The 11901-nt window shown below is 31.9% G+C and carries 11 protein-coding genes; 2 read left to right on the top strand and 9 right to left on the bottom strand.

The window, feature by feature from the left end; all coding sequences use genetic code 11:
• Positions 1 to 110 precede the first annotated feature (110 nt).
• The 3 genes from BMY33_RS11160 to BMY33_RS11170 are packed head-to-tail and all read right to left on the bottom strand — an operon-like array spanning position 111 to position 2995.
• Positions 111 to 1136 carry an SDR family oxidoreductase gene (locus BMY33_RS11160; protein ID WP_091408344.1) on the bottom strand — a complete coding sequence of 342 codons (1026 nt, stop codon included), beginning with the start codon at positions 1134 to 1136 and terminating at the stop codon, positions 111 to 113.
• A 22-nt stretch (positions 1137 to 1158) separates the two neighbouring features.
• Positions 1159 to 1917 carry a LytR/AlgR family response regulator transcription factor gene (locus BMY33_RS11165; RefSeq protein WP_091408347.1) on the bottom strand — a complete coding sequence of 253 codons (759 nt, stop codon included), beginning with the start codon at positions 1915 to 1917 and terminating at the stop codon, positions 1159 to 1161.
• A gap of 1 nt (position 1918) precedes the next feature.
• Complete coding sequence (locus tag BMY33_RS11170) at positions 1919 to 2995, bottom strand: sensor histidine kinase (protein ID WP_091408349.1); 1077 nt, start codon at positions 2993 to 2995, stop codon at positions 1919 to 1921.
• 247 nt (positions 2996 to 3242) lie between these two features.
• Here BMY33_RS11170 and BMY33_RS11175 point away from each other — a divergent pair, with 247 nt between their 5' ends.
• Positions 3243 to 5627: a TonB-dependent receptor gene (locus BMY33_RS11175; RefSeq protein WP_091408351.1), complete on the top strand. Its 2385-nt coding sequence runs from the start codon at positions 3243 to 3245 to the stop codon at positions 5625 to 5627.
• 118 nt (positions 5628 to 5745) lie between these two features.
• The gene (locus tag BMY33_RS11180; protein WP_091408353.1) at positions 5746 to 6198 is read left to right on the top strand and encodes a DUF1569 domain-containing protein; all 453 of its coding nucleotides are present in this window, start codon (positions 5746 to 5748) and stop codon (positions 6196 to 6198) included.
• Positions 6199 to 6228: 30 nt separating this feature from the next.
• Here the strand turns inward: BMY33_RS11180 and BMY33_RS11185 are convergent, their stop codons facing one another.
• The 6 genes from BMY33_RS11185 to uvrB form a co-directional block, all read right to left on the bottom strand.
• Positions 6229 to 6831, bottom strand: a complete 603-nt coding sequence (locus tag BMY33_RS11185) for a hypothetical protein (protein ID WP_091408356.1) — start codon at positions 6829 to 6831, stop codon at positions 6229 to 6231.
• Positions 6832 to 6852: 21 nt separating this feature from the next.
• A complete protein-coding gene (locus BMY33_RS11190) occupies positions 6853 to 7314 on the bottom strand; it encodes a hypothetical protein (protein WP_091408359.1) in 462 nt (153 codons plus the stop codon).
• A gap of 3 nt (positions 7315 to 7317) precedes the next feature.
• Positions 7318 to 8103, bottom strand: a complete 786-nt coding sequence (locus BMY33_RS11195) for a DUF3050 domain-containing protein (protein ID WP_091408361.1) — start codon at positions 8101 to 8103, stop codon at positions 7318 to 7320.
• A gap of 109 nt (positions 8104 to 8212) precedes the next feature.
• Positions 8213 to 8794 (bottom strand): pyridoxine/pyridoxamine 5'-phosphate oxidase, encoded by a 582-nt coding sequence (locus tag BMY33_RS11200; RefSeq protein ID WP_091408363.1) that lies wholly within the window; start codon positions 8792 to 8794, stop codon positions 8213 to 8215.
• Positions 8791 to 9807: an adenosine deaminase gene (locus BMY33_RS11205; protein ID WP_091408366.1), complete on the bottom strand. Its 1017-nt coding sequence runs from the start codon at positions 9805 to 9807 to the stop codon at positions 8791 to 8793. Before BMY33_RS11205 ends, BMY33_RS11200 begins: the two co-directional genes overlap by 4 nt.
• A 78-nt stretch (positions 9808 to 9885) precedes the next feature.
• A complete protein-coding gene (gene uvrB, locus BMY33_RS11210; protein ID WP_091408369.1) occupies positions 9886 to 11892 on the bottom strand; it encodes an excinuclease ABC subunit UvrB in 2007 nt (668 codons plus the stop codon).
• Positions 11893 to 11901: the final 9 nt, after the last annotated feature.

The following is an 11901-nucleotide window of genomic DNA, read 5'->3' on the forward strand; positions in this document are numbered from 1 at the left end:
TGTATTTTAGATTGTAAATTTGTGAGATTTCCCCGTTGTGCAATGAAGGAAAAATCTTATAAACTCCTTGTCTTTAAATGTAATAGATTAAAATTGTTGTAACTGAACAATTAAACTAAACTTAATTTTATAGCACTTTCCGCACAAGCAAGAATGGCATCTTTAACAGGAATTGGTTTCCAGTCTAAAAGTTTTATGGCTTTATTGTTATTTACTTTCCGCTCAGTACCTAAGTCAATTAGGATTGGTTTAATTGTTTTGTCAATATTAGAAAATAAACGTACCGCAAAATCTGGTAAAATAAATTTAGGAACTTTTTTGTTGGGATAGTTCTCCCTTAGTATATCCGCAACTTCTTTAAAAGTTACATAGCCGGCAGAACAAACAAACCTTTCGCCAGCAGCTTCTGGAGCTTCTAATGCTCGTATATGTAGATCGGCTACGGATCTAACATCAACCATATCAAAACCAATTTTTGGAATTGCTGGAGAACTACCATCCATTGCTTTAATAACGATGTTGGCAGAAGTTCCAAAATCTTTTTCTAAAATAGGACCTAAAATTGCTCCTGGACAAACAGTCGTTAACTCTAATCCACTCGCATCAGTTTTGATAAAATCCCAAGCCGCTTGTTCTGCAATTGTTTTGCTTCTGAAATATGGAGTAGAATCCAATTTGTTGGAAACATCTGTCCAATTATTTTCATCAAAAATACTTTTTCGATTTGATTTATCTTTCCCATAAATAATGGCTCCAGATGAAGAGGTGAGAACCACTCTTCTTAGTCCATGCATGGAAGCAGCTTTTAGAATATGTAACGTTCCAGATTTTGCTGGTATGATAAGATCATTTTCATTTTTTGGTAACTCTCTTGGGAATGGAGAAGCAATATGTATTACATCCTGAACTTCACTGATTAGATCATGCCATATATTTTTATCCAATAAATTTGCCTCTGCAAAATGTAGCTTATCTATATTCGATGTGTTTTTAGCAATAATATCTTTAATTTCTTTGGCTCTAGCCATGTTCCTCAAAGTACCAATAACCTCATATCCTTTATTTAACAATTGGATTGCTGTGTGCGAACCTAAGAAACCTGTAATTCCCGTTAATAATACCTTTTTGTTGTTCATACTTGGAATGATGTTTTTGAAATTATAGATCTAACCATTTTTTGAAATTAGAAGTTCTTTCTCTAGAAACAATAATTTGTTCTTCTTCTTGAGGTTTTAATTTTAGCAATAATCTGCTATTGAAATAACTGTGAATTTCTATAACTGATTTTACTGATATCATGAATTTTCTATTAATCCTAAAAAAGTGAACTGGATCCAGAATCTCTTCTAATTGGTCAATTGAATACTCAATGGGATATTGTTGGCCATTATGAGAATGCAAAAATATGAGCCCTTCATTAGACTTAAAATATGCGATATCTTCTACACTAAAAGTATTAAACTGATTCCCAACTTTAATCATGAATCGTTTCTTATACTCTTTATTAAATAGCTTTTTAATTTTCTCTAATTTTCGGTCATCAAAAATAGTATCAGTATTAGATTGTGCTTTTCGGTACTTATTTAATGCAATATTAAGATCATTTTTATCTATCGGTTTTAATAGATAATCCAATCCGTTATATTTAAAACCTCTAATGGCGTATTCGTTATAAGCAGTAGTAAAAATAACTGGAGGATGGTCTTCCAACATATCTAAAATATCAAATCCATATCCGTCATTTAATTGGATATCTAGAAATATTAGATCTGGTTTAGGATTATTGTCAAACCATTGACGTCCATTTTCTACGGATGTAATCTGTCCAGTAATATTTATTTCTGGAGCTAGTTCTTCTATTAAAGACGCCAGTCGTTTAGAGGCAAAGTTTTCATCTTCTACAATTACTGCTGTCATCTTAGGATACTTTTATAATGGAAACATCTTTGATATTTTTAGGAAGTAACGGAATGTTAACCTTAAAGTATCCATTTTGGGTTTCAATAATTACTTTTTGATTAGTATAAAAGGAATATCTTTTTTCTATATTTTTCAGTCCAAGTTTTGTGGATTCCTCTTTTTGTTTTCTTACATGTAGGTTGTTCTGCACTACCAAACTATTTTCTTTAATTGAGATTATAGAAATCTCTAATGGTTTTTCTTTAGAATAATAATTGTGTTTTAACGCATTCTCTACTAGCATTTGTAAGGAAAGGGTAGGGATTACAAAATCTTTTGGATTTACGGAGATATGTGTTATAATACTTAATGCTCCTTGATGTCTAACATTCATCATAAAAATGAAAGAATCTAAAAAACTAAGTTCCTTCTCTAAACTTACCAAATCTTCCTCGCGATTATCTAAGATATATCGATAACACGTAGCTAGCCTTGAAACAAAATCTGAAGCTAGATCTCTGTCTTCATACATTAATGAAGTTAATGTATTTAAACTATTAAATAAGAAATGCGGGCTGATTTGATTTTTAAGTGATTTGTACTTAGATGTCATGATTTCTTTTTGTAAATCATTCATCTTATTCTCCATTTCTTTTTTCTGTTGTAAAGAATGGTAGAATAAATTAAAGATGATTAAGGCAAAACCTAGAATAGCAGCTCTAAAAAAATCAATTCTAAATCGTAACCATGGATCGTCTGCATCTATTTGGCAAATTTGATCAAATTGAAAAATGGCTAAATAGTAAACCAAAGCAGAAACAGGAAGACAAATGGCTAAATTGATAAGCAATATTTGCAACCCTTTTGTTAGATCAAGACCACCGCCATTATTAGATTGTTGTCGCTTAACTAACCAATCATTACTTTCCCAAGCCAGCATAAATAAGAAAAAAGCACTAGAGTAATAAAAAAGAGCCGGTGCATCAAAAATGGAATCCTTTTCTTCGTGAACCAGTGTTAGTTTTATTAGGAAATAAACCACATTAATAATAATGATTCTTATTCCTAATTTCTTTATGGTAGCTTTTTTTAGCATATACAATTGAATAGTACTGTTAAAGATACATAACTACTGATCAATTTATGGATCACTTTAGATTGAACTGTCAAAATAAGTGTTGAATTGTTGTAAAACTTATTTAGTTTGAGAATGTACTCTAATCTGCTATTAAAAAAGACTCAATTAAATTTTTAGACAGTTCAATTGGTAAATTAACAACTCTACTATTTTGATTTGATAGATTAATATCTAGTTGGCAGATTTGATTAAAATCAAATAGGTTATGAAAAAATATGCTTTATTATTTGCTCTTTTATGTATTGCTATGGGAAACTCCCAAACAGGTGTTATAAAAGGAATTGTGATTGATAAACAATCAGAAACTCCCTTAGTTGGTGCTACAGTAGAATTATTAAATGCGAATGAAACTAATGGTGTGATTACAGATCTTGATGGATATTTTACGTTAGATAAAGTTCCATTAGGAAGACAAGTAATTAGAGTCAGTTACATTGGTTTTGAGTCTATAACGTTGCCAAATGTGGTTGTTACGTCTGGGAAAGATGCTGTGGTTAATGTGGCTTTGATAGAAGCTTTTGATCGATTAGATGAAGTCATTATAACTTCGGATACGAATAAAGCAAGATCTATAAATAAGTTAACATCAGTCTCTGCAAGACAATTTAGTTTAGAAGAAGTAACTCGTTTTTCTGGGGGTAGGAGTGATGTAGGAAGATTAGCAGCTAATTTTGCTGGAGTTTCGGCTCCCGACGATAGTAGAAATGATGTAGTAATTCGTGGAAATTCTCCTACCGGATTACTTTGGAGATTAGAAGGTGTTCCCATTCCTAGTCCTAATCATTATAGTACATTGGGTACAACAGGAGGTCCTGTATCTGCATTAAACCCTAATTTATTAAAGAATTCAGATTTTATTACATCAGCTTTTCCTGCAGAATATGGTAATGCAATCGGAGGGGTTTTCGATCTGGGTTTTAGAAATGGAAATAAAGACGATTACGAATACACTGCTCAAGTAGGAATTTTTACTGGAATAGAAGCAATGGCAGAAGGTCCATTAGGAAAGAATAATGGTTCTTTTTTAGTAGCAGGAAGATATTCACTTGTTGGTCTATTAGGAGTTGGAGCAGGAGGAACTTCTGCGGCTCCAAATTATAGCGATATTTCTTTTAATCTGGATTTCGGAAAAACTAAACTTGGTAATTTTTCTTTATTTGGTATTATAGGGGTTTCTGATATTGATTTCCTTGGAGATGATATCGATGAAGATGACTTGTTCGCTGCAGAGGATGAAAACACTTTTGTAGAATCTAGATTTGGAGTGATAGGATTAAAGCATAGAATTAACATTACAGATAAATCATATTTGAAAACGATTATCTCAGGATCATTTACGGGCAACGATTTCTTAGTTGATCGTTTTGTTGATAAAGACACACAGCAAGAAAGGATCATACGATATACAGAAGCAGATAATACCGAAAACAGGTATACTTTTTCTACTCTTTATAATGCTAAGCTTAGTAGCAGAAGTACTATAAGAACTGGAATTCTATTGGAAAATATAGGAGTGGCATCATTATTAAGTGATAGAACAGAACAACCAGATTTAAATACTGATGGAGATCCTGATTTATTTACGTTTAGGGATATAGATGAAAATCTTACTATTATTCAGCCATATCTTCAGGGGCAATTTAGATTAACCGAAAAATTGACTTTAAATGCTGGAATTCATGGTCAATATAGTTCACTTAATGATCAGTTTGTAATAGAACCTAGAGCAGGATTAAATTATAAAATATCTCAAAACCATCGTCTCAGCTTTGGGTATGGTTTGCATCATCAACCTATTCCATTACCTCTGTTGTTCTTAAACGAAGAAGTAAATGGAGAGCTGCTACAAACTAATAAAAACTTAGATTTTGTAAGAAGTAATCATTATGTGCTAGGATATGATATAAAGTTAGGTGTTAGTTGGAGAGGAAAGGTAGAAATCTATTATCAGGATATAGATAATGCTGCAGTAGAATCATTTCCATCTAGTTATTCATCATTAACAGAAGGAGCAGATTTTGGATTTGATAATGATCGTATTTCATTACTTAATGAAGGGACTGGTTATAATCAAGGAATTGAGCTTACATTAGAAAGATTTTTTAGCAAAGGATATTATGGACTACTTACGACATCTTTGTTTGAGAGTAAATATGAAGGCAGTGATGGAATAGAGCGGAATACTCCATTTAATAATGGATATGTGATTAATTTATTGGCTGGGAAAGAATTCGCTATGGGTAAAACCAAAAAAGACGTATTGTTTTTCGATACTAGAGTAACCTTTTCTGGAGGAAGATATTATACACCTGTCGATTTAACAGCATCGCAAGCAGCTGGTTTTGAAGTGCTACTAGAAGATTTCGCTTTTAGTGAACAAAATGACGGATATTTTAGATGGGATGTTAAATTTGGATATAAAATTAATAGTAGCAAAAAGAAAACCTCGCATCAATTTTATGTTGATTTACAGAATGTTACTGCTAATGAAAATCTTTTTGCGAGACGTTATAATCGATTAACCAATGATATTGATGAGGTAAATCAGATAGGGTTTTTTCCTGATTTCGGGTATCGTTTTGAATTTTAACATAAAAAAATCAAAGTAGACACAATGCAGAGACCTTTATTAACGTTGTTTATTATTTGGAACTTGGCTTTCTGGGGGGTATGGACAAGGAGATAGTAATGATGTTAAGAAAGGTCCTATGGATAGCCAGTTATACGATATCGCATATTTGATTCAGTTTAGAGATAGTCTAAATGCTAATGTTTCTAAATCGCCAGTCGCGTGGCATTTGGATCATACTCTTAAGGTGGTTAACAGAATTCATAATATACTGCGAAGTTCTGATCCTACTGTATACGAAAAGCGTTTTAGTCTCGCACGCGCCTTTTCATTTACTTTTGGATATATTCCAAGAGGAAGGGCAAAGTCTCCTGCAGCTGTTTTACCTCCAAAAGAAATAAAAACAGAAGATATATTATCTCAATTAGAAGAAGCTAGAGAGAACTTGTCGGATCTAGAAAAGTTAGATCAAAATGTCAATTTTGTCCATCCTGTTTTTGGTCAGTTAAACAAAAAACAAACAAAACGTTTCTTGAAGATACATACCAAACATCATCTAAAAATTATACGTGATATTTTGGGTAAGGTATAAAAACAAATGATTGGTGATTTTTTAAGAAAATTAATCTTGCCTTTTACGGTTTTCGATTTCTATTGCTTTTTTATAAAATTTTCTAAAATCGTCTTTTTTATTGTAAGTAACTCTCATAGCTGAAAGGACATCTAATAGGGATAAACTATTCCATTCCCATAGTAAAGTGTCAAAATTATAAGAATACATTGATTTCTCTACTTCATTTCGTATTTCAATAATTTCAGTCTCATCAAAACCGTTTTCTTGAAGTCTCATCATGATTCTTTCTTCATTTTCCTTGGTTAATTCAGTGTCTAAATAAGGTTCTAGAATCCAATCCCAGTTCCAATTATAAGAAGATAGAGAAATGAGATTTCTGTCTGCAAATGCTTTTAGTTCATTTTTTTTCTCCGCCGATATAAAAACGATATCATTTTTTAGAATAACTTTTATAGTTCCAAATTCAATACATATGGATTCGATTTCATCTGCAAGGATTAATTTTTCTGGGTAGATAATAGAAGGCTCAAAGGGGTATTTGTAAAGCCATATAGCGTTTTCCTGAATTTCAGAATTCCCTATTCCACAAAATAAGCTTCTAGTGGTTAGTTTTCTATTGAAAATTTTAGATATGTTTTTGAAGAATTTCAATACAAATAATCAATTAAATTTTTATTTAAATGTAAGTTTTAATTCGCCGTTCTCAGGGATTAAATCCCATTCTTTGCAGAGTTGATCAAAATCTTCTTTTATTTTTTCAATATCTGTTAGATTCATTTTTGGGATTTTAATTCCATCAATTTTTTCAGCTTCCCAGTTTATTAATTCAATGAATTCTTTAGTTTTTGCAGCTCCAGAACCTATTGACTGTAAGTTTCTAGCCATAATTTCGGATAACCAGGTTTCTGGGCCTAAATTTTTAATTACGTTTTTATCAGATAATGTTTCTATGGTCATTCCTGATTTTACTTTCCCATAAAACCCATCTCTTAAATTGAATCTTTTTTCAATGACATAATGAGCTATATCATGATTTGGAATATCTGGACCAAGATTTACAGAGGTAGAGGTTCCATCTTCTCTTACACAAGTCAGCATATTTCTGTTTTTACCTTTTGCAAGTATGATCTCCATTTCTCAAATTGTATAAACAGGTTTTTCTTGAGTAATTAAATCACTTATAGCATCCCAAAGTGAGATTCTTTTTTCTAGAGATTGTTTTGCCACTAGTAATGTTTCATTCCATTTTTGCTCATCTGTTCCACATAGTTCTTCTACCATTTGAAGGGATAGAGGCCCATGTTCATCGCCATCAAGTTCGATATGTCGTTCAAGATAGTATTTAAGTTTATTGTACGTTTTGTTTTCAGAATCAGACTGTTTTAGTATTTCTATAAACATGTCTGGGATAAGATCTTCTCGACCAAATGTAAAAGCAGAAGCAACAAGATGAGGCTTATCGGTGTGAATAATGGAGAATGAGAATTTTACAAAATCTGTAACTCTTTTGTCAATGTTGATTTCATTCAATGCGTATAAAACAGAATGTCCTGATTCAATCTTTTTTATAAAATTGTTAATTTCATTTGTATCAGCTTTAATCTGTTTCATTGCATCCAAATACATTTCAAAGTGACTCTTAGGTTCTCCAATTTCATTTATATCACTTTCTTCCCCATGAACAATCTCATTTATAAACCTGGAAAGTGTTGGGTTTTTTGATGGTATCCAGGGAATTTGAACATTTGTTAGTTTTATTTGAAGACTTTTTAAAAGTGACATAAAATCCCAAACGGCAAACACATGATTTTCCATAAAGGTTTTAATATCATCTACAGTTTTTAATTTTTCATAGAGTTGATGATTCTGTAATTGACTTCTTAATTTAGAAATTTCATTTTCTATATGCTGAATTTTATTCATTCTTTTTTAGATAGGTATCAGTAATTGCAAAAATATTATGTTTACACTTTTTATTTATGATTCTATTATAGACTAATATTATTGTCAAATATTATATGTCTATTTTTAGTTACGGTTGCAATATGGTCGTTGTCCATTCCTTATTGCTTAATTGAAAAAGAGTTCTTTGGTGAAATCTACTTTTTTTAAACTCCATAAACTCTATTCTAATTGGTTGGATAGCATATCCTCCCCAATTTTTGGGTTTCAAGATATTTTTACTTTCATATGTAGATTCAGCTTCAGAAAATTTTTGTTTTAGGGTATCGATATTTTTAGTAGTATCCCCTTGTTTACTAATAATAGATATAATTTTAGAGTCTTTTGTTCTTAGGTCAAAATAAGTAGCAGCTTCATCATCAGTAATTTTAGTGGCATTACCTTGGATACGTATTTGTCTTTGAGTAGTTTCCCACCAAAAAGTAATTGCTATTTTAGACGATTTTTCGATTTCTAATCCTTTTCTAGATTGGAGCGGGCCAGTAATAATAAAGGTTTCATCTCTGACTTCTTTTAATGATACAAATCGTGCATTAGGATATCCATCGAGTCCAATAGTAGAGATGCAACAAGCCGAAGGTAAACTAGAAGTGCTGGTATCAAGTTCTTTTACATACCATTTGTTAAACAGTTGAAATGGATTTAAACTCATGAGTTTTTAGTCAAATATTGATCAATCTCTAATATTCTTTTTTCTTTTTCTTGCTTAGGTAACCAGCTTGCTATGAAACTATTTTTTACTAGCTCTGCGATTTGTTCTTTAGAAAGGTCCAAAGCATTTGCAATGCCTATGTAGTTTTCATTCATATATCCTCCAAAATAAGCAGGATCATCAGAATTTACAGTAACGAGTAAATTCTCGGCCATCATTTTGACTATTGGATGTTCCTTTAAATTAGAAACTACTTTTAATTCTAAATTAGAGAGTGGACATAAGGTTAATGGCATTTGTGAAGAAGCTAACTGTTTTACCAATTTGTTATCTTCTAAACAACGATTACCATGATCAATTCGTGTAACTTGTAATAATTCTAATGCTTCCCAAATATATGTTGCTGGACCTTCTTCTCCAGCATGTGCTACGGTAAGAAATCCTTCTTTTCGAGATTTTTTGAATACTTCTTCAAATTTTGATGGAGGATTACCAACTTCTGAGGAATCCAATCCAACGCCACTAATCCAATCCTTATAGGGCAAAGATTGTTCTAGAGTTTTAAAAGCAGAAGCTTCGTCTAAATGCCTTAGAAAAGACATAATTAATTTATATGTGATACCTAGTCTTTCTTTTCCATCTTCAAGAGCGGAATGAATTCCTTTGATAACTGTATCAAAAGAAACCCCACGATCTGTATGAGTTTGAGGATCAAAAAATATCTCTACGTGTACTACATTCTGTTCGTGTACTTTAGTAAGATAAGCCCAGGTGAGATCATAAAAATCCTGTTCTTTAATTAATACATTGGCTCCAGCATAATAGATGTCCAGAAATTCTTGTAGATTATTAAACTTATAGGCACTTTTTAATTCTGCGACAGAATTAAAAGGAATCTTCTTTTGATTTCTTTTTGCAATTTCAAACATTAATTCGGGTTCAAAAGTTCCTTCGATGTGTAAATGCAATTCTGTTTTAGGAATATTTTCTATGAATTTTTCAATTGAAACCATATTGTTTTTAGTTTTATTTTTTAAGATGTCGTATAAACCAATGGTAGAAACTTAATTCCAACTATACCTGCAAATACATTATACTTTTTGATCCTGAACTTTAGCTTGTAACATCTTTATTTCATCTCTTAATCTAGCAGCAGTCATAAAATCTAATTCCTTAGCAGCTTTTTCCATTTCTTTACGAACATTACGAATTCGAGTTTCTAATTGTTCTTTTGTATAATAAGCTGTTTCTTCTTCTGCAGCTTGTAATGATGGAGCAGTTTCGAATTGATATGGCTCTACTTTTTTACCAGCGAGCGCATTATCTAGTGATTTTTTTATTGCTGTAGGAGTGATACCATGTTTTGTATTGTATGCAATTTGTTTTTCCCTACGATAATTAGTTTGATCGATGGTGTCTTGCATACTTTTTGTAATCTTATCAGCATACATGATAGCTAGCCCATTAACATTTCTAGCGGCTCGACCTATTGTCTGAGTTAGTGATCTATTATTACGTAAAAAACCTTCTTTATCTGCATCCAAAATAGCTACTAATGAAACCTCTGGAAGATCTAAACCTTCACGTAATAGGTTTACACCAATCAAAACATCAAACAGCCCTTTTCGTAAATCCTGCATAATTTCTACACGTTCTAACGTATCTACATCACTATGGATATATCTACAACGAATATCAATTCTGGTAAGATATTTTGTTAACTCTTCTGCCATTCGTTTGGTAAGTGTGGTAACCAAAATACGCTCATCTTTTTCGATGCGTTTATGCATTTCTTCAATTAAATCATCGATTTGATTAAGACTTGGACGTACTTCTATTATAGGGTCCAATAATCCTGTTGGTCTGATGATTTGTTCTACGTATGTTCCTTCACTTTTTTGTAATTCGTAATCAGCAGGTGTAGCACTGATATAGATTATCTGATTCTGAAGTGCTTCAAATTCTTCAAATTTTAATGGTCGATTATCCATAGCGGCAGGAAGTCTAAAACCAAATTCTACTAGATTTTCTTTTCTGGATCTATCTCCTCCATACATGGCATGTGTCTGCGGGATAGTTACATGACTTTCATCCACAATCATCAAATAATCATCTGGAAAATAATCTAATAAACAGAAAGGCCTCGTTCCTGGTTCTCGACCATCTAGATAACGTGAATAGTTTTCGATTCCCGAACAATATCCTAATTCCTTGATCATTTCTAAATCAAAATTGGTGCGTTCTTCTAATCTTTTGGCTTCAAGAAACTTTCCTATTTCTTTAAAGTATTCTACTTGTTTACCTAAATCCAAAGCTATTTGATCGATAGCTCCATTTAATATATCAGGAGAAGTTACAAACATATTGGCGGGATATATATTCAAGCGGTCATATTTTTCAATAACCTCATTTGTTTGTATATCAAAGGCTTCGATTTCTTCTATTTCATCTCCAAAAAAATGAACTCTAAATGCATCATCTGCATAACTTGGATAAATGTCTACGGTATCTCCTTTAATTCTAAAGTTACCGTGATTAAATTCTCCTTCGGTTCTAGAATATAAGCTTTGTACTAATTTATGTAATAACGCTGTTCTTGATACAAACTGTCCTTGTTGTATGGAGATTACATTTTTTTGAAATTCAACAGGATTACCAATACCATATAAACAAGAAACGGAAGCTACAACTAGTACGTCTCTTCGTCCAGAGAGTAGAGAAGAAGTAGCACTTAATCGTAGTTTTTCGATTTCATCGTTGATCGATAAATCTTTTTCAATATAAGTACCCGTCGTTGGGATATATGCTTCTGGTTGATAGTAGTCATAATAGGATACAAAATACTCTATTGCATTTTCTGGAAAAAACTGTTTAAACTCAGAATATAATTGAGCTGCTAATGTTTTATTATGAGCTAAGACTAAAGTAGGACGTTGTACTTCAGAAATAACATTGGCAGCAGTAAATGTTTTACCAGAACCTGTTACTCCTAAAAGAGTTTGATATCTTTCTCCTGCTTCTAGAGCATTAACAAGTTGCTTTATAGCTCCAGGTTGATCACCTGTTGGTTTAAAATCTGACTTGAGTTCGAACTTCATTATGTATAA

Source organism: Aquimarina amphilecti, assembly GCF_900109375.1.
Taxonomy (GTDB): Bacteria; Bacteroidota; Bacteroidia; order Flavobacteriales; family Flavobacteriaceae; genus Aquimarina; species Aquimarina amphilecti.

Coding starts and splice junctions, on each gene's coding strand:
- BMY33_RS11160 (WP_091408344.1), bottom strand. CDS start 1,136: ATGAACAACAAAAAGGTATTATTAACGGGAATTACAGGTTTCTTAGGT.
- BMY33_RS11165 (WP_091408347.1), bottom strand. CDS start 1,917: ATGACAGCAGTAATTGTAGAAGATGAAAACTTTGCCTCTAAACGACTG.
- BMY33_RS11170 (WP_091408349.1), bottom strand. CDS start 2,995: ATGCTAAAAAAAGCTACCATAAAGAAATTAGGAATAAGAATCATTATT.
- BMY33_RS11175 (WP_091408351.1), top strand. CDS start 3,243: ATGAAAAAATATGCTTTATTATTTGCTCTTTTATGTATTGCTATGGGA.
- BMY33_RS11180 (WP_091408353.1), top strand. CDS start 5,746: ATGGATAGCCAGTTATACGATATCGCATATTTGATTCAGTTTAGAGAT.
- BMY33_RS11190 (WP_091408359.1), bottom strand. CDS start 7,314: ATGGAGATCATACTTGCAAAAGGTAAAAACAGAAATATGCTGACTTGT.
- BMY33_RS11195 (WP_091408361.1), bottom strand. CDS start 8,103: ATGAATAAAATTCAGCATATAGAAAATGAAATTTCTAAATTAAGAAGT.
- BMY33_RS11200 (WP_091408363.1), bottom strand. CDS start 8,794: ATGAGTTTAAATCCATTTCAACTGTTTAACAAATGGTATGTAAAAGAA.
- BMY33_RS11205 (WP_091408366.1), bottom strand. CDS start 9,807: ATGGTTTCAATTGAAAAATTCATAGAAAATATTCCTAAAACAGAATTG.
- uvrB (WP_091408369.1), bottom strand. CDS start 11,892: ATGAAGTTCGAACTCAAGTCAGATTTTAAACCAACAGGTGATCAACCT.